Source organism: Vibrio sp. Vb1554 (genome assembly GCF_033344235.1).
Genome location: NZ_JAWPOJ010000504.1, coordinates 1 through 1,004 on the forward strand (window position 1 = coordinate 1; position 1,004 = coordinate 1,004).

Annotated in this window: 1 protein-coding gene; it reads right to left on the bottom strand. The window is 45.8% G+C overall.

The window, feature by feature from the left end:
* Window positions 1-139: 139 nt before the first annotated feature.
* Window positions 140-928, bottom strand: coding sequence for a bifunctional protein-disulfide isomerase/oxidoreductase DsbC (gene dsbC / locus R8N28_RS27370; RefSeq protein ID WP_005497149.1), 789 nt, complete (start codon window positions 926-928; stop codon window positions 140-142).
* Window positions 929-1,004 lie beyond the last annotated feature (76 nt).

The window sequence follows — 1,004 nt, forward strand, 5'->3', positions numbered from 1 at the left end:
TACCGCGATTGATGTAAATGCGTTTTAAGATCGGAGGAATGGAATCTGGGAGAAGGGAAAGATCAGGTTCAGGACGTCGTTGAATTTCTATCATGCTTGAAAAGAGCCGACTATTGCGTCGGCTCTGCTCCTTAAAGGATTACAGTTGCTCTAAACGTTTCAGTAGTTCAGCTGGCGGTAAGTAACCACCAACCATCTCACCGTTTGGAAGGAAGATTGCAGGCGTACCTGAAATACCTAACTGACGACCAACGTTGTAGTGCGCTTGAATAGTCTCTTTACATTGCTCAAGATCTTTCGCTGGATTGTCGAAAGTGCGGCTCACTTTCGCGTTATGCATCGCCGCTTTTGGATCTTCTGCACACCAAATCGTTGCCATTTGCTCAGCAACAGGCCCTGTCGCACCTTGGCGAGGGTATGCCATGTAACGCACAGTAATACCTAGATCATTGTAGCCCTGCATTTGGTTATGTAGACGAACACAGTAGCCACAAGTGATGTCAGTAAACACAGTCACCACGTACTTTTCGTTGTCCGCTTTGTATTCGATCATGCTGTCTGCAAACTTAGCAATTTTCTCAGCATTCAAAGGCGCTTGGCGTTCTGCAAGTACGTCTTTGTAACCGCCGTTGTCATCAATCGCGTATAGCGTACCTGCAATAAAGTGATCGCCATTGTTTGACGCAAACAATATGCCGCCGTTGGTTTGAATTTCTAGCAGGCCCGCCACGTCTGAAGGTTGAATATCAATAATAGACAGACCTAGTTTCGAGAACTTCGCTTTTAGCGCCGCTTCATCAAAGTGTTGTTGCGCAGTTGGCGCAGCCTGTTGTGCAGGAGTTTCGGTTTTTGCCTGACTTTCTTCCGCACCACACGCGGTAATAAAGAATGGTAAAGTCAGCAGAGTTAGTCGGCGTAATACGCTCATTAAAGTCACCTTTAAATAAATTCTTTTCATCCAATCAAAAAGGATGAAGCAAGCCATCATTATGCTCTTGGGTGGT